Source organism: Methylobacterium sp. 22177 (assembly GCF_052045615.1).
Lineage (GTDB): Bacteria > Pseudomonadota > Alphaproteobacteria > Rhizobiales > Beijerinckiaceae > Methylobacterium > Methylobacterium radiotolerans.
In genome coordinates this window covers 306,825-333,794 of the sequence record NZ_JBQEPK010000001.1, presented here as the reverse complement: position 1 = coordinate 333,794, position 26,970 = coordinate 306,825, and the positions used below count along the sequence as shown (strand labels likewise).

Genomic DNA, 26,970 nt, shown 5'->3' with positions numbered 1-26,970 from the left:
ATATGGAAGGAGCCAAGCAAGGGGCTATGTGGTGGTGCCTCGGGGTTGTGGGTGATGTCGGGTTTTGACGAGTCGGTCGCGCGCCAGCAGCGATTCATGGGGCCGCTCCTCGTGGCGGCGATCCTGTTCGGCCTGGTCGGGCTGCCGGTCGCGGTGTGGCTCGACCTGCGCGGCCTGTCCGAGCGCATGCTCGCCACGCAGGCGATCGAGACCGGCCGGATCATCGATCAGATGCGCAGCTTCTACGCCAGTGACGTGGTCCAGGCGGTCAACGCGGCGACGGGCCGGGTCGAGACGCGGCACGATTACAAGGGCGTACCGAACGCGATCCCGATCCCCGCGACGCTCTCCCTGGAGCTCGGCGAGCGGATCAGCGGCGGGGACGGCGCGGTGAAGTATCGCTTCGTCTCCGATCTCCCGTTCAAGGACCGCAAGCCGCACGATCTCGACGCGTTCGAGGTCCAGGCGCTGGCGGACCTCCGGGCCCGTCCCCAGACCGGATTTGTCAGCGAGACGACGGGATCGATCTTCGATCGGCAGGTGCGCATCGCGGCGCCGATCCGCATGGAATCCGCCTGCGTGCGCTGCCACAACGCCCATCCCCTGAGCCCGAAGACGGACTGGAAGGTCGGCGACGTCCGCGGCATCCAAGAGATCGTCCTGCACCAGCCGATCGCCGCCAACGTCTTCGCCTTCAAGTACCTGCTCGGCTACTTCATCCTGGCGGCGCTCGCCGGCACCACCGTCCTGCTGCTGCAGGCGCGACAGTCGCGCCTCATCGACCGGATGAATCGCGAGCTGACCGAGTCCAACGGCTTTCTGGCGTCGGTCTCGGTGCAGATCGCGAAGTACATCTCGCCCCAGGTCTACAAGAGCATCTTCAGCGGCGAGCGGGACGTGTCGGTGGCGACCGAGCGCAAGAAGCTGACGATCTTCTTCTCCGACATCAAGGACTTCACCGCCACCACCGAGCGCCTGCAGCCCGAGGAGCTGACCGCACTCCTCAACGAGTACCTGACCGAGATGACCGCCATCGCGGTCAAGCACGGCGGCACGGTGGACAAGTATATCGGGGACGCGATGCTGGTCTTCTTCGGCGATCCGGAGAGCCGGGGCGTCCGCGAGGACGCGCAGGCCTGCGTCCGGATGGCGATCGAGATGCAGACGCGCCTCGGCCAGCTCAATGCCCGCTGGCGGCGGTCCGGCATCGAGCGCCCGTTCCAGGCGCGGATCGGGATCAACACGGGCTACTGCAACGTCGGCAACTTCGGCAGCGACGAGCGGATGGACTACACGATCATCGGCGCGGAAGCGAACCTCGCCGCCCGCCTCCAGGCGGCCGCGATGCCGGGCGGCATCACCCTGAGCTACGAGACCTACGCGCTGGTGAGCGATATCGTCCAGGCGAGCCCGCAGGAGCCGATCCGCATGAAGGGCATCAGCCGCGAGGTCGTCCCCTACGCCGTCGAGGGCGACCTCACCGCCGAGGCGACCGAGACGATCTTCTCCGAGCACGCCCGGGGGATCGACTTCTACGTCGACGTGGACGCGCTCGAGTTGGAGGGTGCGGCGCGGCTCCGGAAGCGCCTGCTCGATACCCTCGCCGCCGTCGACCGCCGGATGATCGGCGCGGGCGCCCGACCGGAGGCCGGCCCCCGGCCCTCCGCGGCCAGCTGACGTCCGGCCAGCGGTCACGAGCTGCCAGGTCCCCGCGAGCCTCACGAGGGAGAAGAGATCAACCGACGGTTTGGCGCCGACCACGGAGGTGTCCGGTATGTTTCTGTGGCGCAATGGAAATCGGGTCTGATCCGGATCGTCGATGTATTGGCGCTTCGGTGGCAGCCGGAGCCCCGGGTTGATCTGGATCCCCGGATCCAGCTCCATCATGGCCTGCTCGGGATCTCGTGGACCGGTCCCGGCGCGCTCCGCGTCCGGGCGATGCTGGACAGGGCGAGCGGGCCGCAGGCTCGCCTCTCGAAGACGACAGCGACCGCGTCGAGCGGCCGGCCCGCGAAGGTGCCGGTCTACCGGGCGCCGATCTCCAGGGAGGGCTCCCCGACGGGCCGGCCCGATGTGCCGGCCATCGCGACGCGGAGCGGCGTCAGGCCACAGATCTCCCCGGGATGCGGCCGCCACACGATCTGGTCGAACCGGGCTATGCCCGAGCGGCCGAACCGGATCATCGCCGACAGGCCGCTGAGCACCGCGGCACGCCCGGTCACAACCCGCGTCGGATCGACAGCCTGTTCGGATCGTCGAATTCGGCCGCGCAGGAGCGCCGCGCCGCCTATCTGGAGGCCATGGGGCGGCACGGTCTGGCGTTGCAGGTCCGGAGTGTCGCCCCGAACGCGGCGGCCGCGAGGGAGGAGGCAACGCGCTGGCTCGAGGAGCCCGGCCAGCCGGTGGCGCGCGTCGTCCCGAACGGGCTCATCCCGACGAGCGCCGTGCGGGCGGCCAAGGCCGTGAACCTCGTGCTCCCGCGCCACCTCGCACCTAACGGCTTCGGCAACGAGCCCTGACCGAGCTCGCTGGGCCGGCCCTCACCGTGATCGAGCAGCCAGTCGCCGAGATCGGCACCAGGCGATGCGCCTGCTGTTCGAGGGGATCGAGCGGCCGGATCAGCCGGCCCGGGAGGTGTTCCTCAGCGGCAGCCACCTTGCCCGCGAGTCTAGAGCGGTGCGGTCCGGTCGTCGCTCCGGATCCCGGAGGTTCAGAGGAGCGCGAGGATGTCGTCGAAGACGGCGTCCCATTGGCCCTGGTCCAACGCCACGAGGCCGAGACTGCGCAGGAAGAAGGCGCCCTCGGCGGCGAAGAAGGCCGCGCGGGCCCTCCGCTCCGCCTCGGAGCCGGGTTCGAGGCGCGTCAGCCACGCCGCGTACCAGCCGCGCGCCTGCTCCCGATGTTTCGGCGATTGCAGCAAGCTCACGAGCATGCCGGCGATCTTGGTCTGTGTGGCCTCGTCGATCCGTGCCGACGCCGTCACGTAGCCGCGCACGTGGTCCACGCGGGTCCCGTCGGCCGGTGTGTGGCGGGCGACCTCCGCGTCGAAGCCCGCCAGCCAGCGGTCGGCCATGGCGGCGACCAGATCGTCCTTGCTGCCGAAGCAGTATTGCAGGCCACCCTTGGTGATCCCGGCCGCCCGCGCCACGGCGTCGAAGGTCAACGCCGTCGCCCCCTCCTCGCGCACGATCCGCTCGGCGATGTCGAGGACCTTGTCCCGGTCGATGCTCCGCGGCCGCCCCATCCAGACCTTTCCCCTTTTCAATCCATACGGATGGAATTAAACAGCCGGCCGCCAAGGCGCAAGCGCCGAAGCGGTGCGACACCCTCGTGGCGCCGACGCGGGCCGGATTTCAGGGGCCGGCGGACCGGTGTGCCGGATCCCGCTCAGTGGAAGGAGCATTTTGGTCCATGTCGATCTCGACCGCGCGCGGCTTCCGGCGCCCGACCCTCGTCGCGCTCGTGGTGAGCGCGTCGCTGAGCGGCTGCAAGCCCGCCGCCACCGACACGGCCGCGGTCGAGACGCCACCGCCGGACGTGTCGGTCGCGACCGTGACGCCCGCGACCGTGCCGCGCCTCTTCGACCTGCCGGGGCGCCTCGCCTCGACGCGGGTGGCGGAGGTCCGGGCCCAGGTTTCGGGCATCATCCGGGAGCGCGCGTTCGAGGAAGGCAGCCTCGTCGAGAAGGACGACGTCCTCTTCCGCATCGACCCGGCCGTCTACAAGGCCGAGGTCGACGCGAAGGCCGCGTCCCTCGCCCGAGCGGAGGCGTCGCGGGTGCAGGCGCTGAAGCAGTCGGAGCGGACCGAGACGCTGCTGGAGCGGCAGGCGGCCAGCACCGCCCAGCACGACGTCGCCGTCGCGACCCTGCGACAGGCCGAGGCCGACGTGGCGAGTGCCAGGGCGCAGCTTGACCGGGCCCGGATCGACCTGGACTTCGCCACCGTTCGAGCACCCATCGGCGGGCGGATCGGGCGGGCGCTCGTGACGGAGGGCGCGCTCGTCGGCCAGGGCGAGGCGACGAAGCTCGCGGTCATCCAGCAGGTCGACCCGATCTTCGCCGACTTCAACGCCTCCGCGTCCGATTACGGGTTGCTGGCGGACCGCGGTGGGGCCGGAGGCGCCGAGGTCCGGCTGGTCCACGCGGACGGCACCCTGCACGCCGATCCCGGCAAGCTCCTGTTCTCGGACGTGAGCGTCGATCCGGGCACCGGTCAGGTCAGCCTGCGCGCCGCCTTCGCAAACCCGCGTCTCTCCCTGCTGCCCGGCGCCTATGTTCGGATCCGCGTCGCGCGCGGGGTGCAGCCGGGCGCCGTCATCGTGCCCGCGCAGGCGATCCAGCGCTCCAGCGCCGGCGAGGCCCAGGCCTTCGTGGTCGGCGCCGACCGGGTGCTGGCCCTGCGGCCCCTGCGCACCGGCGCGATGACCGAGGTCGGCTGGATCGTCGAGGACGGGCTGAAGCCCGGCGAGACCGTCGTCGTCGAGGGCTTCCAGAAGATCCATCCCGGCCTGGCGGTCAATCCGGTGCCGTGGGCGGGCGGCCGCACGGCCACCGCCGCCCCGCAGCCCTGACTCCGTCACGCAGGCTCGACCCGCCATGACCCGCTTCTTCATCGAGCGCCCGATCTTCGCCTGGGCGATCTCCATCTTCATCGTGCTGGTCGGCGCGATCTCGATCGTCTTCCTGCCGATCTCGCAGTACCCGGACGTCGCCCCGGTCACGATCCAGACGACGGCCATCTACCCGGGCGCGCCGCCCGAGCGGCTCTACGACGGCGTCACCCGGATCATCGAGGAGGAGCTGAACGGCATCCCCGGGCTGATGTACTTCGAGTCCACGAGCGACACGTCGGGGCAGGCGCAGATCCTCGCGTCCTTCGCGCCTGGCTCGGACCCGTCGAGAGCCACCGTGGCGGTCCAGAACCGCATCAAGCGCGTCGAGGCGCGCCTGCCCCGGGCGGTCACCCAGCAGGGCATCATCGTCGAGGAGGCCAGCACGAGCTTCCTGCAGTTCGTCGTGGTCAGTTCCCGCGACGGATCCCTGAGTGAGAGCGATCTCGGCGACCTCGCCGCGCGGCGCATCCTGGGCGAGCTGCGGCGCGTGCCCGGCGTCGGGCGCGCGACCCTGTTCTCGTCCGAGAAGGCACTGCGGATCTGGGTCGATCCGGTGAAGCTCGTCGGGCTCGGCATGGTGCCGGGCGACGTCACGGCCGCGGTCCAGGCGCAGAACGCCCAGGTCGCCTCGGGGACCGTCGGCGCCCAGCCGGCGGCGGAGGGCCAGCGCATCGCCGCGAACGTACTGGTCAAGGGCCAGCTGACCACGGTGGCCGAGTTCGCCGAGATCGTGCTGCGCGCCAACCCGGACGGCTCGCTCGTGCGCCTGCGCGACGTGGCGGAGGTCGAGCTCGGCGGCCAGTCCTACGCGATGCAGACTCGCCAGGACGGCCGCCCGGCCGCCGGCATCGGCATCCAGCTCGCGCCCGGCGGCAACGCCCTCGCGGCCGCGACCGGCGTGAAGGCGCGGATCGCGAAGCTCCAGCGCACGCTGCCGGCCAATGTCAGCGTGACGGTGCCCTACGACACGACGCCCTTCGTCGAGGTGTCGATCCGGAAGGTGCTGATGACGCTCGCCGAGGCGATGGCGCTGGTCTTCGCGGTGATGTTCCTGTTCCTGCAGAACATCCGCTACACCCTGATCCCGACCATCGTCGTGCCGGTGGCGCTGCTCGGAACCTGCGGCGCGCTGCTCGTCGCCGGCTTCTCGATCAACGTGCTGACGATGTTCGGCATGGTGCTGGCCATCGGCATCCTCGTGGACGACGCCATCGTGGTCGTCGAGAATGTCGAGCGGATCATGGCCGAGGAGGGGTTGCCTCCGACGGCGGCGACCCGCAAGGCCATGGGCCAGATCACCGGCGCCATCGTCGGAATCACCGCGGTGCTAGTCGCCGTGTTCGTGCCGCTCGCCTTTTTCCCCGGTTCGGTCGGGGTGATCTACCGCCAGTTCGCGGTCAGCATGGCGACCTCGATCGCCTTCTCGGCCTTCCTGGCGCTGTCGCTGACGCCCGCGCTCTGCGCGACGCTGCTCAGGCCCGTCGAGGCCGGCCAGGGCCACGCCGAGAGCGGCTTCTTCGGCTGGTTCAACCGCCGGTTCCAGGCTGGCACGCGGGCCTACCGGTCCGGCGTCGCCGGGATGCTGCGCCGGCCCGTGCGAGCGCTCCTCGTCTACGCGGCCCTCGTAGCGGCCCTCGGCTGGGGCTACCTGCGCATGCCCACGAGCTTCCTGCCCATCGAGGACCAGGGCTACGTCATCGTCGACGCGCAGACGCCACCGGAATCGGCCGCGGGGCGCACCCTCGACGTGGTCCGGCGGATCGAGGACCATTTCGGAGCCGAGCCGGCGGTGGCAGCGCGGACGACGCTGCTCGGCTACGGCTTCTCGGGCCAGGGCCAGAACGCCGCCATCGCCTTCGTCACCTTGAAGGACTGGGCGGAGCGCGGTCCCGGCAACGGCGCCGAGGCGGTCAGCGCCCGGGCCAACGCGGTGCTCGGCGGCCTGCCGGACGCCATCGCCATGGCGCTGTCGCCGCCGGCCATCGAGGCCCTGGGCAATTCGAGCGGCTTCGCCTTCCGCCTGCAGGACAGGGCGCAGCAGGGGCAGGCCGCACTGGCCGCCGCGCGCGACCAGCTGCTCAAGGCGGCCCAGCAGAGCCCGATCCTCCAGGGCGTCTACGTCGAGGGCCTGCCGACCGCCCCGCAGATCGAGCTGACCCTGGATCGTCAGAAGGCGAACGCGCTCGGCGTCACCTTCGCCGACATCAACGACGCGCTCTCGACGAGCCTCGGCTCGGCCTACGTGAACGACTTCCCGAACCAAGCGCGCATGCAGCGCGTGATCGTGCAGGCGGAGGCCGGGCGCCGCATGAGGGCCGAGGACCTGCTCGACCTCAACGTGCGCAACGCCAAGGGGCAGATGGTGCCGCTCCAGTCCTTCGCACGAATTGCCTGGACGATGGGGCCGTCGCAGATCGTCGGCTTCAACGGCTACCCGAGCATCAAGATCTCCGGCAGCGCCGCGCCGGGCTACGCCAGCGGCGACGCCATGGCCGAGATGGAGCGCCTCGCCGCGCAATTGCCGCCGGGCTTCGACTTCGCCTGGACCGGTCAGTCGCTGCAGGAGAAGCTCTCGGGCAGCCAAGCGACCTACCTGCTGGCCCTGGCGCTGGTCTGCGTCTTCCTCTGCCTCGCGGCGCTATACGAGAGCTGGGCCATCCCGCTGGCGGTGCTGCTCGTGGTGCCGACGGGCGTGGTCGGGGCGATCTTCGCCATGCTCGTCCGCGACATGCCGAACGACGTCTATTTCAAGGTCGGCCTGATCACCGTGATCGGCCTGACCGCGAAGAACGCGATCCTGATCATCGAGGTGGCCAAGGACCTCGTGGCGCGGGGCCGCCCCGTCCAGGCGGCGGCGCTGGAGGCCTGCGAGCTGCGCTTCCGGCCGATCATCATGACTTCGTTCGCCTTCATCCTCGGCGTAGTGCCCCTCGCGGTCGCCAACGGCGCGAGCATGAACAGCCAGCGCGCCATCGGCACGGGCGTGCTCGGCGGCATGGTCACCGCGACCGTGCTGGCCGTGTTCGCCACGCCGCTCTTCTACGTGCTGATCGCCCGGGCCATGGGCGCCCGCACCGCCCCGAGTCCGGCGGATGGCGGCGCGCGGGCGGGCGCCCCAGGAACGCCGGAGACGTCGCGCTGAGCCGCGTTCGCGGCGACGGGCCCTCCCGGTGACCGTCCGGAAGTGGGCCGCCCCCTCCGGGCCGGCGCCCGGTGCCCTAGGTTGGCTGAAAAGGGAGCCAGCCGGTTGACGCAGGACATGAGCGAGCGAGGAGGGACGGATCCGGCCCCGCGGGAACCGTCCGTCGCCCGAGCCCTCGATCTGCTCAATCTCCTGCTCATCGACGTCAATGGGGCGATCAAGCCCTATCTGAACGTGTACCTCTTTGTGCATCGCGGCTGGGACGACGCCGCGGTCGGGCTCGTCGGCACGGTGTCGGGGATCATCGGCATCGCGGCGCAGACGCCGATCGGGACCGCCATCGACGCCGTGGGCGACAAGCGGCGGATCCTGCTCGGGGCGCTCGTGGCCCTGTCACTCGCCACCGTGCTCGTCGCCGTGGCGCCGCACTTCTGGCCCGTCCTCGCCGCCTCCTGCGTCCTCGCCGCGGTCGGCGGGATGCTCAGCCCGACGATCGCGACGCTGACCCTCGGGCTGTTCCCGGCCGGGAAACTGCCCCGGCGCTTCGGCCGCAACGCGGCCTTAGAGCGGACAGGGAACGTGGCCATCGCGGGACTGATCGGCCTCGTGGGCTGGCTGTTCCCGGACCGCGCCGTCTTCCTGCTCGTCCCGGCCTGCGCGATCGTCTCCGCTGCAGCGCTCTACGCGATACCCCGCCGGGCGATCGACGCGCGGCGGGCCCGCGGGGGCGGCGAAGGCGGGGCGGACGCGGCGCCGACGCGCTGGCGGACGCTGCTGACCTGCCGTCCGCTGATGGTCTTCGCGGTCTGCGTGATGCTGTTCCACTTCGCCAACGCGCCGCTGCTGACGCTGGTGGCGCAGGAGATCGGCCAGACCCGGCCGGACTGGTCGTCCGTCATCGTCTCCGTCTGCATCATCGGCGCGCAGGCGGTGATGGTGCCGATGGGCCTCCTCGTCGGCCGCCTGGCCGAGCGCTGGGGCCGCAAGCCGCTGCTGGTGATCGGCTTCGCCGCCCTGCCCGCGCGGGCCCTGCTCTATCTCGTCTGGCGCGACCCGTTCTGGCTCATCGCCGTCCAATGCCTCGACGGCGTCGGCGCCGGGCTGCTGAGCGCGGTCAAACCCCTGGTGATGGCCGACATCACCCGCGGGACCGGCCGCTACAACGCCGCCCACGGACTGATCGGGACCCTACAGGGCGCGGGCGCGGCGCTGTCCTTCGTCATCGCCGGGAGCCTCGTCCAGGCGGCCGGATTCCACGCGGCCTACCTCGCCTGCGCCGCGGTGGCCGTTGCGGCGCTCGCGGTGCTGGTGCTGCTGATGCCGGAGAGCGCCCCCGACGCGCCGCGCGGCAGCCCGGGCGCGTGGCTGCGGGGTCTCGTGCCCGGCGGCGTGTCGAGAGGCGCGTAGGGAGGAATCATGAGGCGTCGAATCACCGGTGCGGAGCGCCGCGCGCGGGCTGCCTGCCTCGCCGGTCTCGTCGTGTTCGCCCTCCCAGCGGTTGCCCCGGCGGCCGCCGGCACCCTGCACAGCACCTACATCGACCCGGAGGCGCTGGCGCTGCAGCGGGTCTTGCCGCCGCCGCCCGAGGCGGACTCCGAGATGCAGCGGGCGGATCTTCGGGCTGTCGAGGCCGCCGTCGGTGCCCGCACCCCTGACGACGAGCGCCGCATCACGGCGAACCTGCCCTGCACGCTCGACCGCTTCACCGAGGTTCTTGGACCGGCCTTCACGGCACGGGCGATGCCCGTCACAGCCGCGCTGATCGAGCGCGTGTTCCAAGACGGCGAACTGGCCGTGCTCGCCGCCAAGACCGCCATCGGCCGGCCACGTCCCTACACGCTCGAGCCCGATCTCGCGACGTACGGGCACCGCTCCGACAGCACGTCCTACCCGAGCGGCCACGCGACCTTCGGCCACCTCGCGGCGACGGTGCTGGCGCAGCTCGTCCCGGCCAAGCGCCGGGCCCTGTTCGCGTTCGCGGTCGGCTACGGCGCCAACCGGATGATCGCCGGGACCCATTTCCCGTCCGATCTGGAGGCCGGGCGGATCGCCGCGGCCGTGATCGCGGAAGCACTGCTGCGCGATCCCCGTTTCCAGCAAGATCTCGGGCGCGCCAGGGCCGAGATCGCGGCGGCCGGCGCCGCCTCCGCGCGATGACGGCGAGGTTGCTTCGGCCGGATCACGAAGGCGGGAGGCGGGTTGCGAGGCCGCCCGACGCCGTTATTTCCCGCCGGTACCGCGTTTCTTCCTCGAGAGACGCGGGCCGCGCTCGCGAATTCCGGAGACAGGCCGTTCGGCAACCGAACCTCGGACAGCAGGAGTTCCCGCCATGCACTACGTCACCAAGGAGAAGGCTGCCGACGGGCACTTCATGGTCAAGGTCGCTGGCCGCGCTGTCACGGAGACGTGCGAGAAGCGGCAAGCCAAGCGCCTCGTCCGCGCGATCCGCGGTCTGCGGCGCCTGAAGAAGGCCAAGCGGCGGGCACAGGCCGTCTGACTGGCGCGGACGACCGGCTCAGAGCGGCAGTGCGGACATCGCCAGGGCTCCGTGGTGGCGAAGTGTGTTCGTGGCCGCTACCTGCCGCTCGAAGGCCGTCATCAGCTTGGCCGATACCCCCTGGCTGTCGGGCAGGCGGATCGCCATCGGATCCAGGAAGTGGCCGTTGACGCTCACCTCGTAGTGGACGTGGGGCCCCGTCGAGAGCCCGGTCGAGCCCATATAGGCAATCACCTGCCCCTGATGGACGGCGGCGCCGGCCTGAACGCCGTGCGCGAGCCGCTGCAGGTGATTGTAGGCCGTCACGTAGCCGTTGGCGTGGTGGATCTCGACGCGGTTGCCGTAGCCGCCGCGCGGACCCGCATACGCCACCGTTCCGTCGCCCGTCGCCATGATCGGCGTGCCGGCCTTGTTGGCCCAGTCGACGCCATTGTGGAAGCGGGCGTAGTGCAGGATCGGGTGAACGCGCGTGCCGAACGGCGAGGTGATCCGCCCCTCCGCGATCGGCATGCGCATGAGGAACTTGCGGAGCGAGCTGCCCGTCTCGCTGAAGTAGCTGGCCGCCCCGGCCTCGGGCGCCTCGAACCGGTAGGCGCGGTGTTTCACGCCGTCGAGCGTCAGGGCAACGTAGCGGACCTCGGGCGGTCCACCCGCCTTCTCGCTCGGACTGAACAGCACCTCTAGCCGGTCGGACGGGTTGACCCGGTGCTGCATGTCCAGGCCGAATGCGAAGATTCCGACGATGCGCTCGGCCAGGATGCCGGGCAGTCCGTTGCGCAGGACCGCCTCGTAGATGCTCCTGTAGAGGGTCGCGCCGGAGCCGTCGCCATCGTCGCCCGTGCGCGCCGCCGCGAACTGCGCGGACGGCGGCGCGACCGTGACGAAGCCGCCGGAATCCCGTTCCGCGACGATCTCCTCGACGCCCCCCGCGCCGTAGAGCGTCACGCGGCTGATCTGCCGCGCGGACTGGCCGGCGCGCGACCGGATGAGGAGCAGGTCCACATGCTGCCCCTCGGAGAGGCCGGTGCGGGCGTGGTCGCTGAAGGCGGCGAGGATGGCCTTCACGCGCGCGGGCTCGGCGCCGTTCGCCGCCAGCGTGTCGGCCAGGGTCTCGCCGCGCTTGAGCACGACGTCGCGGGTCTCGGTGAGGCTCAGGCCGGAGGCGGGCTCGGTCTCGGCGAGGTCCGTGATGTTCTCCGGAACGACCCGCACCTCGATCGCGTGAAACGGGTCATGGCCCGCATCCGCGCCGGCGGCCTTCGCGGCCCCGTCGTCCGGCGCGGCGACCAGGATCTGGGAGAGCTGCCTCTGCGACGCGAACGGCACGGCGATCCGCGAACCCGCCTCCCGCGCGACCTGCGCCCGCGTCTCCACGAGAGCGGTGACATCCTCGTCGCTCAGGCCGGGCGCGTCGTCCGGGACCGGCGTGCCCGCGAGATCGGAGCGCGTGATCGTGACCATGGTGCCGGACGGATCGTCCTCCGGTTCGTCGGAAACCGCGGCGACCTGCCCGTCCTCGGCGAGCTGGCGCGTGGGATCGAAGGGCGGGATCTGCCCGTCGACCTCGTCGCCGGAGGACAGGCTGGTCACGAGCCGCACGAAGGGCTGGGTCCGGATGATCTCGCGCGCGCCGACTTGGTGAGCCACCGGCGCGGAGAACTCCTCCCGGTCCGAGGCGACGAGCTGGTGCCGTACGAGGCGGTCGCCGCGCCGTCCGGCCACACCCTGCCCTTCCGCCACCTGGGCGGGACCCTTGCGGAACGTCGGCGGGGCGGGCCTGAGATCGGTGTCCACGGACATGCGGAGCGCCGCCCCCATCAGGGCCGCGCCGCAAGTAGCGATCAGAGAGCTGGCGCAGAGCCAGCGCCGATTCAGGCGTCGCCGGTCGAGCGGCGTCGCGCCGTCAGCCGGCGGCGCGGTAGCGCTGCTCAGCAGGGACCGGTGCAGTATGGGCAGCTCGCCGCGCGGTGCTCGTCCGCCCTGGTTCATCCGGTCCCCTCACACTCAAGCTTGCCGCTTCGGCGGTGAGTGCGGCCTGAATGAGGCTGCGGAACGCGCCTGACGCCATCGTCCGCCGGCCATGCGCATGCCTGGGTTTCCCGGTGCTCGGGTCCACGGCGCCACGGCCTGGCCTCGCCTCCGACCGGGTTGAAGGCAGCGGATTCCGGGACGACCGCCGCGCACGCGGCCGGGGGCGCCGAGCCCCCCCCGACGGGTCCAGGACCGGCCGCACGAGGTCTCGGAAGTCGCGATGCCGGACAGCCCGACGGGGCGAGTGATCGCCGCGCGTCGCGTCGACGGCACAGCGACGGCCCGTGAGCGACGAAGTCGTCGCTTCAATAGGCGACGGAACGGGGGCCCCAAGCGAATCGACCGGTGATCGCGAGCGATCTCGGGAACGGGCGGAGGCGACCGCTGTTGCCCCAGTCGCCACAAAGGGATGGGTGTTCGGCCGCCGCGGCTCCGACACCGGTCCGCGACGGATTCGGAGAGCATGGCAATGGTCGACACCGACAGGATCACGGGCGCCGCACGCGAGCTCGGCGGCAAGGTACAGGGCGCAGTCGGCGACGCGGTCGGCTCGAACCGACACTCGGTCGAGGGGCGCCTGCGCGAGGCGCAAGGCACCGCCGAGACTCTCTACGGCCAGGCCAAGGACGCCGTGCGGCACGCGGCCGACGAGGTCTCGGACCGGGCTGCCGAGGCCTACGACCGGAGCCGGCACGCCGCGTGGGAAGGCCATCAGGCATCCGTCGCGTGGCCTCACGCCTCCCTGATCTTGGCCGGTCTCGTCGGCTTCGGGCTCGGCTTCCTGGTCAGCCGTCTCTGACGCCGATCCCCGCGCGCCGCCGTCGGCTCCGCGTCGAGGGGATAGCGGCGCGCGGCCCTGTCCGAGATGGTAGCGCCGTTCGCGATCGGGTTGGGACCGAGGCCTTGGCCGAGCCCCTGCCGTCTGTGGCGCGGATGCCCCATCGCCTGCGGGGCCGGGACAGGGTGAGGGATCAATTCGTGCCGAAGGAGGATGGCCTGATCGAGCCCGCGACGGCGCGCGATCGGGAAGCGTCTTCGCTCTGACCCCAGCCCTCTCCCTCACGCATGAGGCACGGCGCGAATGCCTCGACCGGGGTCGCCGGCTTTCCATTCCGTTGCGACAGGATCGGAAGCGGCTTTAGCGGGCGCAGGCACATCTCTCCTACTCCCAAGTCGCCCCTTCGGAAGCGCCCCTCAACGCCGCTCGGACGATCTTGCCGGTGCGGCGTCCGCGCCGGCCTCCGGCGCAGGGACAGATCGGGGCTCGAGCAAACGTCGGCGACAGCCGCGAGAACCTCGGACCAGGTCCGAGATTGGGCCGGCCGTATCCGCGCCTGTATGAGTTCTTGTTCCGATATGGAACAAAGTTCTTGGCGCTATTCTCGCTTTTGACACCGCTCAGAGGTGTCTGATGCATCAGTTTATCGGCCTATTCGCCATCTTCGTGACACTGGCCGGAGTGCTCCACACCTGGGGCGTGCCGCGCTGGGCGATCGCCGGTCTGTGCCTGATCGGTCTCGCCGGCGCGTCCGCCACGCTCATCGGCAGTCAGCCCAGGGTGGCCCCGTCGCCGTTGTCACGGGTGAACGCGCTCAACGACGCGATGCAGCCGGTTTTCGAGGGCGTCTGGGACCCGCTGAGGCCCGGCCGCCTCCTGACGACGTCGCGGTAAGGTCGCCGGTCAGCGCGGTCGCAGTGGCAGCGCGCGGGTCGCTCTCGAGAGCCCGCGCATCACCCTAGAAGGTCGAGCGCGCCTCGATGCTGGAATAGTAGCCGGAGCCCTGCACCCGATCCCGGACGTACCCGGCGGCCACCGACATCTGGACGGGTCCGAAGCGGACGCCGGTCAGATGGGCACCGATGCGGTACTGGCGGAAGAAGTCGTCGCCTAGGAACAGCGCTTCAGGCCCGATATAGACGCCGTCCGCGAGCATGTAGCCCACACGCAGGCGTGAGTAGTAGGCGTTGAATTTGGTCGAGTAGGAGCCGTAGGCCGAGATCATGGTCCGGTCGGTCGGCGTCGCGTAGAAGTTGCCAGCGACCTTGAGCCCGACGCCCGTACCGACGACCGGGTTGCCCGGGTCGGGGATGGACAGCTGATTGCTGCGGACGTTGAAGCCGATAAATCCGGCGAGAGCGGCGTCCTTCCAGACCCACTCGTAACCCGCCTGAAGGGCGCCTTCCTGCTGGTAGCCGGTCACCCGCGTCGCGACGGACCTGCCGGGATACGAGTAAGTTCCCCCGATGGCGTCGACGCGGACCCGCAGGCCGTCCCGGGTGGGGGAGCCGTTGGGTGCGGCGGTGACGGTCACGGAGCCGAAGGCCGAGCTGTTCGACGTGACGCTGGTCGACCCGTCGACCGCGACGGCCCAGCTGTCGTCGACCGCCTGCTGCGAGGCACCCGTGTACCAATCGGCGCTCGCCCCCCGGGCCGGCAGGTCGGCGGCGGTCGCATGCGTGACCGATGCGGCGGCGCAGGCGCACGAGAGAGCGAGAGCAGTCGTGAACGGCGTGAAAGGACGTCGGGCAGTCGGTTCCGCAGTCCCGCCCATATTCGCCGGCTCCGTTCAGGTACGATTTACGCTTTAACCAACACTCGGCGACAATGGTTAACATCCGATTTTGTGGTGACTGCTTCTCGATATCGGCGGCGTCATCGAGGTCGGGCGACGCGCGCTCGCGAACCGCGCGTGGCGTGCCGGAGCGCGCCGCGGTCAGGCCGCGCGGGCGCGGCTCGCCGCGGCGTCGAGGACGACCTGCAGGTCCTCGTTGCGGAAAGGCTTGTCGATCCGCAGGAAGGCGTCGGCGGATTGCGGCAGCTGGCCGTGCGGGCTGGCGAGGATGATCCGAATCTCCGGATACCGCTCGACCACCGTGGCGGCGAGCTGGAGGCCGGCCATCACCGGCATGGATTGGTCGACGATCATCGCGTCGAAGGCGGGGTCGCGGGCGAGAATCTCCAGGGCGTGCGCGCCTGAGGCGGCCTGCACCACCGCGTGGCCGAGATCGGCGAGCACCTCGGCGACGCTGGCCCGCACGAGACCGTCGCTCTCGACGAGCAGGATCTTCAGGCCCGCCGCGCGGGCCGGCGGGAGCTTGGCGACGGCCGGGGACGCGGCGGGCAGCCAGAACTCGGCCAGGAAGGGCTCGGAGTCGGTCCCGTCGCGGATCAGGCGCCAGAGGCCCCCGCTCTCGGTCACGAGGGCGGCGGCCGACGTCAGGGTCGGTCCGGTCCCGGCCGGCAGCGGCGCGGCCTCGGAGCGGCGACCGCTGCTGACGAGCACCCGCACGTAGGATGCAAACGCCGTCTCGGCGCCCGCATCCTCGGGCGCGCCCTCGACCGCCGCGATGGCGAAGCCGGCGAGGCCGGCGTCGCGGATATGGAAGGCCAGGTTGAGGAGCAGCAGTTCCAGCACGCGCTCGCTGCACAGGACGGGCGGCAACCCGGCGGGGATGCGATTGAGGACCGGCATCTCGCCGAGGGCGTTCGCGGACAGGAACGGCAGGTAGCCTTCGAAGGTGGTGGCGAGGTCGGTCTCGGCCAGGGTGATGCCGGTCTCGTCGCCGCGCACGAGGTGCAGCATCCGGCGGGTCAGCGCCGCGCCCCGGCGCGCGCCGGCCGTGGCCCGCCCGACCAGCCGATCCTGCTCCGGCGCGAGGGCGTGGCGGCGCGTCAGCAGCGTGAGATTCGTCAGAACGACGGTGAGGACATCGTTGAACTCGTGGACGATGCCGTCGGTCACCCGCCGCAGAACGAGATTGCGGCGCGGCTCGACCTGCTGCGGCAGGGGCGCCGCCTCGCCGCCCGGGAGCTTGCGCATGAGGGCGAAGAGCCGTCGGTCGCCCCGGGCATCGGCGAGGCTCAGCAGCCTCACCTGAACCTGCTGCTCCGGCCAGTCGCGCAGGTGCAGGACCACGTCGTGCGGGCCGTCGGCTCCCAGGGCGGCAGCGCGCGCCCGGTCGAGAACGGGGCGGTCGTCGGCAACGAAACAGGCGGCGAACGGGGCGGCGGACGGGTTTCCGTCGCTGCCGAGCGCGGTCCGGGCATCCAGGAGGGTCCGGCCGGTGTCGGGATCGATCTCGCAGCAGGCCCAGCCGGAGACCGCCTCGAAGGTGGTCAGCCGCGCCTTGAGCCGCGCGACCTCGGACCCGGCACCGGCCATCATCAGCCCGGCGCTCCGGCGATGACCCGCGAGGACGTCCGAGAGCGCCGCGAACTCGCTGATCCACGGCAGTGGCGCCTCGGATTCGCCCGCGGCTGTCCCGCCCTCCCCCTTCATGAGGCGGCGCAGCGGTCGCGTCAGCCGCTCCCCCGCGACGTAGCCGAGGGCCGCCGCGCAGGCCACGAGGACGAGGCCGATGCCGAGCATCCGCCAGTCCGGCGGCGCGGTCCGCGCCGCGCCGGAGGGGACGGCTTGCGCTGTCACCAGCCATCCCGGGGAGCCGATCTCGGCCGCGACGCGCATCGGCGTCGTGGCCGAGGCGCCCGTTGTCCGGAACGGGCTCGGGGTCCCGGAGAGAACCCGACTGTCCGGGGTGGCGACGAGGAACGCGAGCGTCTCGGGCAGCGCCCCGGCGCGCCGCACGTCCTCCTCGACCTTGGTGAAGTAGCTCGGGTCGGCGTCGAGGCGCAGCAGGCCGTCCTGTCCGCGCTCGCCCAGCGCGACGGCCGCCCCGAACGGCGCGTCGGCCTCCGTACCGTCGCTGACCACGATGACCCCGGCCGCGCGGCCGCGCAGGAACCAGGTCTGCCGCGCGACGCTGCTGCCGATGCGGTGCTCGTCTCGGGCCGCCAGCACGGTGCCGTCGGGCGCGACGAGCACCGCGTCCCGGTAGGCCGGGTTCAGGGCGAGCCACGCGCGCAGGCGCGCGGCGCGCTGGTCGGCGGAGAGCAGGCCGTCGTCGTCGCGGAGCGTCAGAGCAGCGTTGCGCGCCTCGCCCACGGTCTGCCGCAGCCGCGCCGCGATGGCGGCGACGTAGGCGCGCGAGGCCGAGTCGACCATCTCCTGCGGGGACGAGGCGGTTCCGGGTTGGGCGGCCGGCACCACGATCAGGAGGGCGGCCGCGAACCCCGCCGCGGCGGCAATCGCCACCTGCAGCGCGTTGAGCAATCCGAGGGAGATCTTCTGCGGCTTCGCGGTCATCCGTACGCCCGGGGGTCGGTCCCGAGCGAGGCTCGATTTTCGTTAAGGGTCGATTAAGGCCCGCGACGCACCGAGACGGCGGCACCGGGTCCAGGCCCAGCCGGCCGGCCGGAACGCCTAAATCGCAACGACTATTTGTGGCGCTCTTCCTCGCATGCGCCGGGCCATCACCGATTATCGAGAAGTTTACGAACGGATCGTTAATGTATTCAGCGTGGCGGCGCGCCTCAAGTCCGCTGCTGCAGCCAGATCCACTTCGTGACGCCGGCTCTCGACTGGGCTGGCCGCATTCGTTAGTTAACTGTAATTTTCGATCAAGTGCATCTTGCCGGATATTGCGAATGGGTTTGTTCATTGACCTTCGTCGCTGTACAAAGCCGGCCTTAGAGCCGTTGCACCTCGATCCGAGGGATTGTTGGCCCGGGAGGCTGTAGCGTGAGGCAGGCGTTGCGTTGGCTGGCCTGGGTTGGGGCGACAGTCGCCAGCCTCGCCTTGCTCAGCCAGCCCGTCGGGACGCAGGCCCAGCTCGCCATGAGCCTCGCCGCCATGGCGGTGATGATCGTGCTGTGGGCGGTGCTCGACGGGCCGCGAACGCGGTTCGTCTTCATGGCGCTCGGCAGCCTCGTGGTGCTGCGCTACATCCTGTGGAGGCTCACCAACACCCTGCCCTCGCCGGGCGACCCGGTCAGCTTCGGGTTCGGCCTGATCCTGCTGGTGGCCGAGCTCTACTGCGTCTTCATCCTGTTCGTCAGTCTGATCATCAACGCGGACCCGCTGCGGCGCGACCCGCCGCCGGCGGCCCCGGCGGCCGACCTTCCCGCGGTCGACGTGTTCGTGCCGAGCTACAATGAGGACACTTCGATCCTCGCCATGACCCTGGCGGCGGCGCGGCAGCTGAACTACCCGCCCGACAAGCTCACCGTGTGGTTGCTTGATGACGGTGGCACTGACCAGAAGTGCAGCGATGCCGACCCGGCCAAGGCCGCGGCGGCGCGCGCCCGCCGGGGCGAGCTGCAAGCGCTGTGCGACGAGCTCGGCGCCCGCTACCTCACCCGCGCCCGCAACGAGCACGCGAAGGCGGGCAACCTCAACAACGGCCTCGCCCAGGCCCGGGGCGACCTCGTGGCGGTGCTCGACGCCGACCACGTCCCGTTCCGCTCGTTCCTGACCGAGACCGTCGGCTACTTCGCGCAGGACCCGCGCCTGTTCCTCGTCCAGACGCCGCACGCGTTCCTCAACCCCGACCCGGTCGAGCGCAACCTGCGAACCTTCGAGCGCATGCCCTCGGAGAACGAGATGTTCTACGCGGTCACGCAGCGCGGCCTCGACAAGTGGAACGGCTCGTTCTTCTGCGGGTCGGCGGCCCTGCTGCGGCGCACCGCTCTCGACGAAGCCGGCGGCTTCTCGGGCATCACCATCACGGAGGATTGCGAGACCGCTTTCGAGCTGCACTCGCGCAATTGGACCAGCGCCTACGTCGACAAGCCGCTGATCGCCGGCCTTCAGCCGGACACGCTGGCGGACTTCATCGGCCAGCGCTCGCGCTGGTGCCAGGGGATGTTCCAGATCCTGCTCCTGAAGAACCCGGTCTTCCAGAAGGGCCTCAAGCCCATCCAGAAGATCGCCTACCTCTCCAGCATGACCTTCTGGTTCTTCCCGATCCCGCGGCTGATCTTCATGTTCGCGCCGCTGCTGCACATCTTCTTCGACCTGAAGATCTTCGTGGCCAGCGTGGACGAATCGATCGCCTACACGCTGACCTACATCGTCATCAACCTGATGATCCAGAACTACGTCTACGGCAAATTCCGCTGGCCGTTCGTGTCGGAGCTCTACGAGTACATTCAGGGCGTCTACTTGGCCAAGGCGATCGTCTCGGTCATCGCCTCGCCGCGCAAGCCGACCTTCAATGTCACCAACAAGGGCGCGACCCTCGACCACGACCATATCTCGTCGCTCGCCCTGCCGTTCTTCCTGATCTACCTGCTCCTGATGCTCGGCTGCGCGGTCGCGGCGTGGCGCTACCTGTACGAGCCCGGCGTGACCAACCTGATGCTGGTGGTCGGGCTCTGGAACTTCTTCAACCTGCTCACCGCGGGCGCGTCGCTCGGGGTCTGCGCCGAGCGGCGCCAGCTCGAACGCACGCCGTCGCTGGCGATCGATCGCCGCGGGGTCCTCAGCCTCTCCGGGCACAGCGTCGACGTGGCGATCGAGCGGGTCTCCGCGGACGCCTGCACCCTGCGCCTCCTCAGCGGCGCCCTCGATCCGGGTCTCACCCGCCCGCCGCTGCGGGGCGCGCTCAGCGTCGAGCCGACGGCCGGGGCACGCCGGGCCGCGCCGCTGCCGGTCCATCTGGAGCATGCGACGCGCGACGGCCCTGAGCTCGTCATGCGGGTGAATTTCGGCACGCTGGCGGTTCGCGACTACCCGGCGCTCGCGGGCCTCATGTACGGCGACGCCGAGGCGATGCGCCGTTTCCAGCTGCGGCGGCGGCGGCACAAGGACATCCCCACCGGCACGCTGCAATTCGCGTGGTGGGGTCTCGTCGAGCCGTTCCGCGCCCTGCGCTATCTCCTGGCCAGCCGGCGCCCGCGGCCCGTCGAGATCGAGGAGGCTCCGGTCTACGACGCGCCGTCGGCGGCCGTCGCCCCGACGCCGTCCGTCCCGGCCGCGGCGACGGCCGGTGCGGCGCCGACACTGCCCACGGCCGCCAAACCCACCGACGTCGAGAGCGGGGACGACTGGGTCCGGCTGATGATGGATTACGAGAACGAGCGCACCCTGGCCGAGCTTCGCGGCCGGCGCACGAGCGCGGCGTGACGGCGATGGCGACCCGGCTGCGCCTCCCCGTGCTGGGGCTGCTGGTCTGTCTCGCGAGCGGGCCGGCCCTCGGCCAAAGCTTCCTGGGCACGGGCCCCGCGGAGCGGCTGACGGTCCCGCCCAGCGGCAACGCCCTGCGCGCGCCGTCCGAGGATGGGGCAAGCCCCGCGCGCCGGCCGGACGCCGCGGCGGCGGAGCCGAAATCGACGCCGCGACCGCCCGAGCCGCCGCGGGCCGCCGCGCCGCAGACGGTGCCGCGCGCGGTGATCCAGTCGACGATCGCGCCGGCGCGGCGGCTTCCGTCCGGCCCGCGCGGCTTCCGCCTGACCGGCGAGGAGGATTCCCTGCGCTACCCGGTCTACCTCACCGACGCGCAGACGCGGGGACCGGTGAGGCTGCGCCTCTCGTATCTCTCGGCGATCTCGGTGGCGCCGGAGAGCTCCGAGCTCGCCGCCTTCGTCAACGGCGCGAAGGTCGGCTGGACCCGCATCCAGGCGCCCGGCGCCGTGAAGGTGGTGGAGTTCGCCATTCCCGACGGCGTGCTGAAGGCCGGCTTCAACGCCGTGACCTTCACCGCCAGCCAGCGCCACCGGGTCGACTGCTCGGTCGGCGCGACCTACGAATTGTGGACGCAGATCGACCCGTCGCGGTCCGGCCTCGTGGTGGGAACGGCGACCGACATGGACGTCCGGTCACTCGCTGCCGCGGAGCCCGACGAGAGCGGCGCCCTGCCGATCCAGGTCATCCTGAATGAGCGTCCGAACCTGGCTCGCCTGGAGCGCATGATCGAGGCGGCGCAGGCCCTCGCGCTCGTGGGGCGGGTCGCCCGGCCGACCGTGACCTTCGGGCCGCCCCTGCAGGGCCGCAACGGCATCAACCTCGTCGTCGGCACCGCCTCCGAGATCGCCGGCGTCGAAGGCGTCTCCGAACTCGGCCCGATCACCGGGCCCCGCCTCGCCATGCTGCCCACGCGGCCGAACACTCCGCCGACCCTGGTGGTCACCGGGGCCCGCGATGAGGACGTCCGTCAGGCCATCACCAATCTCGCCGTCCCGGCCGACACCGGGACGCCGAACGGGCTGAAGGCGGTGCAACTCTTCCGCGGCTACATGGTACAGGGCGGCGAGAACCTGACGCTCGACCGGCTCGGCGCGACGTCCCGCGAGTTCTCGGGCCGGCTGCTCCATGTCGGCTTCGCCCTTCGCTTTCCCGGTGATTTTGTTCCGGCCGATTACGGCAAGGTCATGCTGCACCTCGCTGGGGCGTACGTGGCCGGGCTCTCCTCAGACGCCCGCATCGTCATCGACATCAACGGACGCAACGCGGCCAGCGTCCCGCTCCCCGACGCGCGCGGCGAGGTGTTCGACGACAGCGCGATACCCCTGCCCTTCAGCCTGTGGCGTCCCGGGGTGAACCACGTGGAGATCTCGGCGCAGCTGCCGAACGCCGCCGACCAGGTCTGCGACACCCTGAGCCCCGCGGCCAAGCAGGCGCGCTTCCTGTTCCTCGACCGCTCCCGGATCGAGATCCCGCACTTCGCTAGGGCGGCGCGCAGCCCCGACCTCGCGGCGATCAAGGGCGGCGCCGTGCCGTTCGTCGTCCCGGGACGGCGCCCGCGCCTCGTGCTGCCGACGCCCGACCGCGACAGCGCCGACGCGGCCGCGACTCTCGCGGCCCGGCTGGCCATGGCCGCCGAGCGGGTCATCGATTTCGAGGTGGTGACCCAGCAGCAGGTGGCGTCCGATACCAGCCAGCTCGTCGTCGCGCCCGCCCGCGCCCTCGACCCCGCGCTCCTCGAGGCGGTCGGTTTCGATCCGCAGCAGGTTCAGCGAGTCTGGGAAGGCCGCGCCGATATGGTCGCCACACCGGGCCAGTTCGGCCCCGAGGGCGTGCTCACCCTCGATCGCCTGCGTCGCAACCTGCCGATGCGCTGCGCCCTGCCCACCCTGATCCCGCAGGTGCGCCCGGCTCAGCCCGCTCAGGCACCGGCGTCCCAGAGCGAGGCGAGCGCCGCGCCCGCGCCGACATCGACCTCGGCTACCGTCCCGGCCACCGCTCCAGGCTCCTCCTCGGACCGTGAGCTCATCGACCGCTGGGAGGCGTCGACGCGCGGCTCGCGCCAGATCTGGGCCGCCCTCGACTCCGTCTGGAACGAGATCACCGGGACGGCGCGCTCCCTGCGCCAGACGGTGACGGCGCAGGTGAAGCCGGACGAGACAGTGGAGGTCCCGGCCACGGCCTCGCTGCTCATCGCCGAGGGTCCGCCGGTCCAGTCGAGCAACACCGTGATCGTCACCGCGCCGAACGCGTCCCTGCTGAAGGCGTCCGTCTCCTGCCTCGTCGACCCCGTGGTCTGGGCGAGGCTCGGCGGCAGCGCCGCCTTCCTCGACGCGTCGAACGGCACGCTGGTGACGTCCCGGTCCGAGCGGATCGAGATCGTCGAGACGCAGCCGCGATCCCTGGCCAACCTGCGCCTCGTGTCCGCGGCGTGGCTGTCGATCAACACGGAATACTACGTCGGCATGACCCTCGCGATGGCCCTCTGCCTCGGCCTCGCGACCACGAGCCTCGTGCGCAACGTCGGCAGGAAGAACTCATGAGCCGCCGCGACCGCGCCCCTCTCGCCGCGGCCTTCCTCGTCGCGGCGATGCTGCCCGCGGCGGCGGCCTCGACGCAGGACGAGCCTGCCGTGCCACCGAGTACCGCGCAACCGGGCACGCAGCCCGCTCAAACCGCCAGGGCGGCGAGCCCCGGCCTCGCCGGCAAGCTCGGCAATGACGCCGCATGGCGCGCCTACCGCTCCCGGTTCATCACCGATCAGGGTCGCGTGGTGGACACCGCCAACGGTCTGATCAGCCACAGCGAGGGCCAGGGCTACGGCATGCTGCTCGCCGTGGCGGCGGGCGACCGGGTCAGCTTCGAGCGGATCTGGGGCTGGACCCGCGCCAACCTGATGGTCCGCGGCGACGAATTGCTGGCGTGGCGCTGGTCGCCCGACAAGCGGCCGGCGGTGAGCGACATGAACAACGCCACCGACGGGGACATCCTCGTCGCCTGGGCCCTCACCGAGGCGGCCGAGGCCTGGAACGAGCCGAGCTACCGCACCGCGGCCCGTCGGATCGCCATCGAGTTCGGGCGCAAGACCATCCTGTTCCGTGACCCGCACGGGGCGCTGCTGCTCCCCGCGGTCTCGGGCTTCTCGGCCCGCGAGCGCCCGGACGGCCCGCTGGTCAACCTCTCCTACTGGATCTTCCCGGCCTTCCCGCGCCTCGCCCTGGTGGCGCCGGAATACGACTGGGCGGCCCTGACGCGCAGCGGCCTCTCCCTGCTGCGGCAGTCCCGCTTCGGTCCGAGCAACCTGCCCACCGAGTGGATCTCCGCCAAGGACGCTCCGCACCCCGCAACCGGCTTCCCGCCCCTGTTCTCCTACAACGCCATCCGCGTCCCGCTCTATCTCGCCTGGGCTGGGCTGGTGCGGCCCGACGACCTCGCGCCGTTCCAGGCCCTGTGGTCGAGTTCTGACCGGGAGCGGCTGCCGATCGTCGACACCGGCGACGGGCGGAAGGTCGAGTGGCTCACCGAGGCCGGCTACATGGGGATCCCCGCCCTGGTGGCCTGCGCCCTCGACGGCACGCCCTTTCCGGAGGATGCCCGGGGCGACATCGGCAACCAGAACTATTATCCGGCGACCCTGAGCCTCCTCGCCCTGACCGCGGCCCGCATGCGCTACCCGTCATGCCTGAAGTCCTGAAGGGCCCTCCGCCGGCCCGGGTGCGACCGGCCGCCCCCTGCCTCCTACTCCTCGCGCTCGCCGCCTCGCCGGCCGCGGCGCAGGTCGACGCGCGTTCCGGACAACCGCCGCAGCCCTCCGCCGCGCCGACGCGGACCGAGCCCCGGATCGTCTACGGCGACGGCCCGCGCGCGCCGGCGATCCTGGCCGACCCGGCCACGTCCCGCACGACCAACATGGTCGACGAGAGCGCGCTCCGCTACTACGCGGCCCAGAAGCAGACGGCGCGGATGAAGGCCGAGATCGCCCGCCTGAAGCGTCTCTATCCGGGCTGGAACGAGCCGCCGGACCTCGACGCGCTGCAGCCGAGCCCGCCCGAGGAGGCGCCCCTGTGGGATCTCTTCACCGCGGGGCGGTTCGACGACCTCCGCACGGCGATCGCCGCACGCCGCTCGATCGATCCCGCGTGGCAGCCCTCCGAGGAGCTGGCGCGCAAGCTTCGCCGGGCCGAATTCCGCTCCCGGATCACGGCGCTCACCGGCAAGGAGGCCGACGCGATCATCGACCTCTACCGGGCCGATCCCGGCGCCCTCGACCCCCTCGACGTCCAGAGCATCTGGACGGTCGCGGACGCCCTGGGCGATTCCGGCTCGGGCGACGAGGCGTTCGAGCTCTATAAGTCGATCCTCGACGGCAGCGCCGATTCCGGGGTGCGCCTCGCCACCATCCAGAAGGCGATGGCGCATCTGCGCCTGGCGCAGGCGGAGCGCCTGATCGAGATGGGTCACCGCGGCGCGAACGGGGCCTCGGAGTTCGACGCGATCCGCCTCGACATCACCCGCGCGCGGATCGCCGCCTTCCTGCACGAGGAGAGCGCCGAGACCCCGTCCCCGGCCGATCTCGCGGCTTTCCAGGCCGTCGCGCGCAAGAGCGGAGATCCGAGCCAGACCAGCCTGCTCGGCTGGTACGCCTACAAGCGCCGCCAGTTCCGGGAGGCGCTCGAGTGGTTCAAGCAGGCGATTGCCCGGGGCGGTGACGCCATGGTCGCCCACGGTCTCGCCCTGACCCTGCGCCAGCTCGACATGCCGCGCGAGGCCGAGGAGGTCGCTTACGCCTGGCGCGACCGGTTCGTTGGCAACGAGCTGCTCTACATCGACATCCTGGAGCAGAAGCTGACGCTGCCTCGCCCGCCCGCGATCGAGCCGGCGCGCATCGCGCGCTACGCCCAGGTCGTGACGGCCTCCACCTCGGGCGAAGGCGCCCAGGGGCTCGCGTGGTACGCCTACAATTCCTGCCAGTTCGACACGGCGCTGGAATGGTTCCAGCGGGCCGTCGCCTGGATGCCCAGCGAGGGAACCGTTTTCGGCTACGCCCTCACGCTGCAGCGGCTGAAGCGGCAGCGGCCCTTTTTAGAGGTCGTGAACCGCTACGACGGCCTCTTTCCGAAGGTGGTCGACCTGCTGTTCCGCGAGACGACAGGCGGGCCGCCGCTGCCCTGCGAACCCGCGTCCTCGACCGCCGCGGCCGCGCCCGGGCGGCACGCGGCTCCCGCGACGCGTGCCGAGACGCCGACGGCCAACCGGGTGCCGCGGCCGGACCTGCCTTCGGTCGCGGCGGACACCAAACCGCTCGCCGTCCAGCGCGGCGAATTTCCCCTGGCGGTCTCCTTGGAGAACGCGCTCCGCTACCCGCCGCCGGGGCTCGTGCGCGCCCTGGCCGAGCCCGTCCCCGCGGGGACCTACGTCCGTGAGCCCGCGACCCAGGCGCCGCCCCTCGTGGCCCGGCGCGTACCCGGCGCGGGGCCGATGCCCTACGAGCGGTTCGGCTACGCCCTGCTGCCCGACTATCGTGGCATCGATAAACCGGAATTCCTGTCGCCGCCTGCCGCCGGGACCCTGTGGCAGGACCAGCAGGCCGAGCGCGGGCGGTCCGAGAACTCGGAAGGGAAGCGGTTCCAGATGCCCGGCCGCTCGGCCTACGACACATCCGCCACGACCGAGCGGACCACCCCGTGAGGCGCGCGGCGATCCGCTCGGTCCGGCTCTTTGCCGTGGCGTGGCTCCTGCTGCCTGCCGGCGCGCGGGCGCAGACGGTGCCGGTCCTGACGCTGCCCGGCGCCGGGGCGCTGACCGCGGTGATCGAGACCCGCGAGCGCGACGGGTTCGACCAGCGGTTGCGCTACGCCGGCGGCGACGGTCGCAATCACGCCGAGATCGCCCTGCGGCGGGAGACGGCGGACCTGCTCCTCGCCTTCCCGCCGCGGCTGGCCAAGCCCAGCGAGTTCGGGATCGCGGGTGAGATCGCCGTCCGGTTCCCCGGGCAGGCGATGACGGTGCGGCCGCCGCTCCGGAACGCCTACGGCCCGGTGGGCATCGCGCTGGGTGCCGACTGCCTCTACGCGTGGCAGTGGATCGGGGGCGGCCGCGGCGCCGCTGTCGCCGGCGGGCAGCCGCCCGCTCTGTTCCAGGCGGAGCCGACCGCGCGCCGCGCGATCTCCCTGCGGATCCGGCTGTGCCGCACCGCCGACGCGAGCCTCGGGGACCTCGTGCGGTCGGTGGAGAGCCTCCGGATCACCTTGCCGGGCACCCGCCCGCCGCCGGCCGTCGTGCGCGAGCGGCCGCGCCGGGCCGTGCCCCGAACCGTCGTCCGGCGCCCGAGCCGACCGGCCGCGGCCGAGGCGCGGAAGGACGAGGCCCCGCCGCCCCGGGCGCCCGCCGCGCCACCGCCGCAGACGCCGGTGGCGCCGCCCGTCGCGCCGCCCGTCGCACCCCCTCCCAGCGCCGCGACGCCGGATCAGAAGCGGTACATCGTACCGCCAACCCCCCAGGCCCCCGCGGCGGTCCTGCCGGAGCCGGGCGGCCAGCGCTACATCACGGAGGGGAGCGGCAGCGGGATCGCGCCCAAGCCTGCCCCGGGGCAAGCCCCCGGCGAGACGTTCTTCCGCGACCTGCCGCCGGAGGCCTATCGGCCGCCCAATTGAGCCTGCCGGACT

Annotated in this window: 18 protein-coding genes; 14 read left to right on the top strand and 4 right to left on the bottom strand. The window is 71.5% G+C overall.

The annotated features are described in order from the left end of the window. The first annotated feature begins 54 nt into the window (after nucleotides 1-54). Both ACTJK8_RS01590 and ACTJK8_RS01585 read left to right on the top strand, forming a co-directional pair. Nucleotides 55-1,677, top strand: a complete 1,623-nt coding sequence (locus ACTJK8_RS01590) for an adenylate/guanylate cyclase domain-containing protein (protein WP_440761415.1) — start codon at nucleotides 55-57, stop codon at nucleotides 1,675-1,677. A 446-nt stretch (nucleotides 1,678-2,123) separates the two neighbouring features. Next, nucleotides 2,124-2,519 carry a hypothetical protein gene (locus ACTJK8_RS01585; protein WP_139342576.1) on the top strand — a complete coding sequence of 132 codons (396 nt, stop codon included), beginning with the start codon at nucleotides 2,124-2,126 and terminating at the stop codon, nucleotides 2,517-2,519. 191 nt (nucleotides 2,520-2,710) lie between these two features. On the opposite strand, the gene ACTJK8_RS01580 is transcribed toward ACTJK8_RS01585, so the two are convergent. Continuing rightward, nucleotides 2,711-3,244 carry a TetR/AcrR family transcriptional regulator gene (locus ACTJK8_RS01580; protein ID WP_012317310.1) on the bottom strand — a complete coding sequence of 178 codons (534 nt, stop codon included), beginning with the start codon at nucleotides 3,242-3,244 and terminating at the stop codon, nucleotides 2,711-2,713. Between the two features lie 167 nt (nucleotides 3,245-3,411). On the opposite strand from ACTJK8_RS01580, the gene ACTJK8_RS01575 reads away from it, so the two are divergent. The 5 genes from ACTJK8_RS01575 to ACTJK8_RS01555 all read left to right on the top strand — a co-directional run bounded on the left by ACTJK8_RS01575 (nucleotide 3,412) and on the right by ACTJK8_RS01555 (nucleotide 10,253). Further along, a complete protein-coding gene (locus ACTJK8_RS01575) occupies nucleotides 3,412-4,572 on the top strand; it encodes an efflux RND transporter periplasmic adaptor subunit (RefSeq protein WP_058621131.1) in 1,161 nt (386 codons plus the stop codon). A gap of 25 nt (nucleotides 4,573-4,597) precedes the next feature. Then, a complete protein-coding gene (locus ACTJK8_RS01570) occupies nucleotides 4,598-7,756 on the top strand; it encodes a multidrug efflux RND transporter permease subunit (RefSeq protein ID WP_440761414.1) in 3,159 nt (1,052 codons plus the stop codon). 117 nt (nucleotides 7,757-7,873) lie between these two features. Further along, nucleotides 7,874-9,163 (top strand): MFS transporter, encoded by a 1,290-nt coding sequence (locus ACTJK8_RS01565; RefSeq protein WP_043373228.1) that lies wholly within the window; start codon nucleotides 7,874-7,876, stop codon nucleotides 9,161-9,163. Nucleotides 9,164-9,172: 9 nt separating this feature from the next. Beyond that, nucleotides 9,173-9,913: a phosphatase PAP2 family protein gene (locus ACTJK8_RS01560; RefSeq protein WP_029358525.1), complete on the top strand. Its 741-nt coding sequence runs from the start codon at nucleotides 9,173-9,175 to the stop codon at nucleotides 9,911-9,913. A 172-nt stretch (nucleotides 9,914-10,085) separates the two neighbouring features. Further along, entirely contained in the window at nucleotides 10,086-10,253 is a 168-nt protein-coding gene (locus ACTJK8_RS01555; protein WP_164891327.1) for a hypothetical protein, read from the top strand. A gap of 18 nt (nucleotides 10,254-10,271) precedes the next feature. Here the strand turns inward: ACTJK8_RS01555 and ACTJK8_RS01550 are convergent, their stop codons facing one another. Further along, a complete protein-coding gene (locus ACTJK8_RS01550) occupies nucleotides 10,272-12,053 on the bottom strand; it encodes a M23 family metallopeptidase (RefSeq protein WP_440761413.1) in 1,782 nt (593 codons plus the stop codon). 700 nt (nucleotides 12,054-12,753) lie between these two features. Here ACTJK8_RS01550 and ACTJK8_RS01545 point away from each other — a divergent pair. Further along, the gene (locus ACTJK8_RS01545; RefSeq protein WP_012317303.1) at nucleotides 12,754-13,083 is read left to right on the top strand and encodes a CsbD family protein; all 330 of its coding nucleotides are present in this window, start codon (nucleotides 12,754-12,756) and stop codon (nucleotides 13,081-13,083) included. 612 nt (nucleotides 13,084-13,695) lie between these two features. Beyond that, complete coding sequence (locus ACTJK8_RS01540; RefSeq protein WP_440761412.1) at nucleotides 13,696-13,956, top strand: hypothetical protein; 261 nt, start codon at nucleotides 13,696-13,698, stop codon at nucleotides 13,954-13,956. A gap of 64 nt (nucleotides 13,957-14,020) precedes the next feature. On the opposite strand, the gene bcsS is transcribed toward ACTJK8_RS01540, so the two are convergent. Next, the gene (bcsS, locus tag ACTJK8_RS01535; RefSeq protein ID WP_012317301.1) at nucleotides 14,021-14,836 is read right to left on the bottom strand and encodes a cellulose biosynthesis protein BcsS; all 816 of its coding nucleotides are present in this window, start codon (nucleotides 14,834-14,836) and stop codon (nucleotides 14,021-14,023) included. A 162-nt stretch (nucleotides 14,837-14,998) separates the two neighbouring features. Next, the gene (locus ACTJK8_RS01530; protein WP_440761411.1) at nucleotides 14,999-17,428 is read right to left on the bottom strand and encodes a response regulator; all 2,430 of its coding nucleotides are present in this window, start codon (nucleotides 17,426-17,428) and stop codon (nucleotides 14,999-15,001) included. 435 nt (nucleotides 17,429-17,863) lie between these two features. On the opposite strand from ACTJK8_RS01530, the gene bcsA reads away from it, so the two are divergent. Genes bcsA through bcsN form a run of 5 tightly spaced genes read left to right on the top strand, consistent with a single transcriptional unit; the run spans nucleotide 17,864 to nucleotide 26,958 of the window. After that, nucleotides 17,864-20,248, top strand: a complete 2,385-nt coding sequence (gene bcsA / locus ACTJK8_RS01525; RefSeq protein ID WP_440761410.1) for a UDP-forming cellulose synthase catalytic subunit — start codon at nucleotides 17,864-17,866, stop codon at nucleotides 20,246-20,248. Nucleotides 20,249-20,253: 5 nt separating this feature from the next. Then, nucleotides 20,254-22,848 (top strand): cellulose biosynthesis cyclic di-GMP-binding regulatory protein BcsB, encoded by a 2,595-nt coding sequence (locus ACTJK8_RS01520; RefSeq protein WP_287080609.1) that lies wholly within the window; start codon nucleotides 20,254-20,256, stop codon nucleotides 22,846-22,848. Beyond that, on the top strand, nucleotides 22,845-23,999 hold the full coding sequence (locus ACTJK8_RS01515; RefSeq protein ID WP_012317297.1) for a glycosyl hydrolase family 8: 1,155 nt from the start codon (nucleotides 22,845-22,847) through the stop codon (nucleotides 23,997-23,999). Before ACTJK8_RS01520 ends, ACTJK8_RS01515 begins: the two co-directional genes overlap by 4 nt. Continuing rightward, nucleotides 23,984-25,993 (top strand): hypothetical protein, encoded by a 2,010-nt coding sequence (locus tag ACTJK8_RS01510; RefSeq protein WP_440761409.1) that lies wholly within the window; start codon nucleotides 23,984-23,986, stop codon nucleotides 25,991-25,993. The genes ACTJK8_RS01515 and ACTJK8_RS01510 overlap by 16 nt, the downstream gene beginning before the upstream one ends. Next, a complete protein-coding gene (bcsN, locus tag ACTJK8_RS01505) occupies nucleotides 25,990-26,958 on the top strand; it encodes a cellulose biosynthesis protein BcsN (RefSeq protein ID WP_440761408.1) in 969 nt (322 codons plus the stop codon). Before ACTJK8_RS01510 ends, bcsN begins: the two co-directional genes overlap by 4 nt. The last annotated feature ends 12 nt before the right edge of the window (nucleotides 26,959-26,970 follow it).

Excerpts from the sequence above, each read along its gene's own strand:
- ACTJK8_RS01560 (WP_029358525.1), top strand. The coding sequence starts at position 9,173 with ATGAGGCGTCGAATCACCGGTGCGGAGCGCCGCGCGCGGGCTGCCTGC.
- bcsS (WP_012317301.1), bottom strand. The coding sequence starts at position 14,836 with ATGGGCGGGACTGCGGAACCGACTGCCCGACGTCCTTTCACGCCGTTC.
- ACTJK8_RS01570 (WP_440761414.1), top strand. The coding sequence starts at position 4,598 with ATGACCCGCTTCTTCATCGAGCGCCCGATCTTCGCCTGGGCGATCTCC.
- ACTJK8_RS01555 (WP_164891327.1), top strand. The coding sequence starts at position 10,086 with ATGCACTACGTCACCAAGGAGAAGGCTGCCGACGGGCACTTCATGGTC.
- ACTJK8_RS01515 (WP_012317297.1), top strand. The coding sequence starts at position 22,845 with ATGAGCCGCCGCGACCGCGCCCCTCTCGCCGCGGCCTTCCTCGTCGCG.
- ACTJK8_RS01510 (WP_440761409.1), top strand. The coding sequence starts at position 23,984 with ATGCCTGAAGTCCTGAAGGGCCCTCCGCCGGCCCGGGTGCGACCGGCC.
- ACTJK8_RS01575 (WP_058621131.1), top strand. The coding sequence starts at position 3,412 with ATGTCGATCTCGACCGCGCGCGGCTTCCGGCGCCCGACCCTCGTCGCG.
- ACTJK8_RS01540 (WP_440761412.1), top strand. The coding sequence starts at position 13,696 with ATGCATCAGTTTATCGGCCTATTCGCCATCTTCGTGACACTGGCCGGA.
- ACTJK8_RS01530 (WP_440761411.1), bottom strand. The coding sequence starts at position 17,428 with ATGACCGCGAAGCCGCAGAAGATCTCCCTCGGATTGCTCAACGCGCTG.
- ACTJK8_RS01590 (WP_440761415.1), top strand. The coding sequence starts at position 55 with ATGTCGGGTTTTGACGAGTCGGTCGCGCGCCAGCAGCGATTCATGGGG.
- ACTJK8_RS01565 (WP_043373228.1), top strand. The coding sequence starts at position 7,874 with ATGAGCGAGCGAGGAGGGACGGATCCGGCCCCGCGGGAACCGTCCGTC.
- ACTJK8_RS01585 (WP_139342576.1), top strand. The coding sequence starts at position 2,124 with ATGCGGCCGCCACACGATCTGGTCGAACCGGGCTATGCCCGAGCGGCC.
- ACTJK8_RS01545 (WP_012317303.1), top strand. The coding sequence starts at position 12,754 with ATGGTCGACACCGACAGGATCACGGGCGCCGCACGCGAGCTCGGCGGC.
- ACTJK8_RS01550 (WP_440761413.1), bottom strand. The coding sequence starts at position 12,053 with ATGTCCGTGGACACCGATCTCAGGCCCGCCCCGCCGACGTTCCGCAAG.
- ACTJK8_RS01520 (WP_287080609.1), top strand. The coding sequence starts at position 20,254 with ATGGCGACCCGGCTGCGCCTCCCCGTGCTGGGGCTGCTGGTCTGTCTC.
- ACTJK8_RS01580 (WP_012317310.1), bottom strand. The coding sequence starts at position 3,244 with ATGGGGCGGCCGCGGAGCATCGACCGGGACAAGGTCCTCGACATCGCC.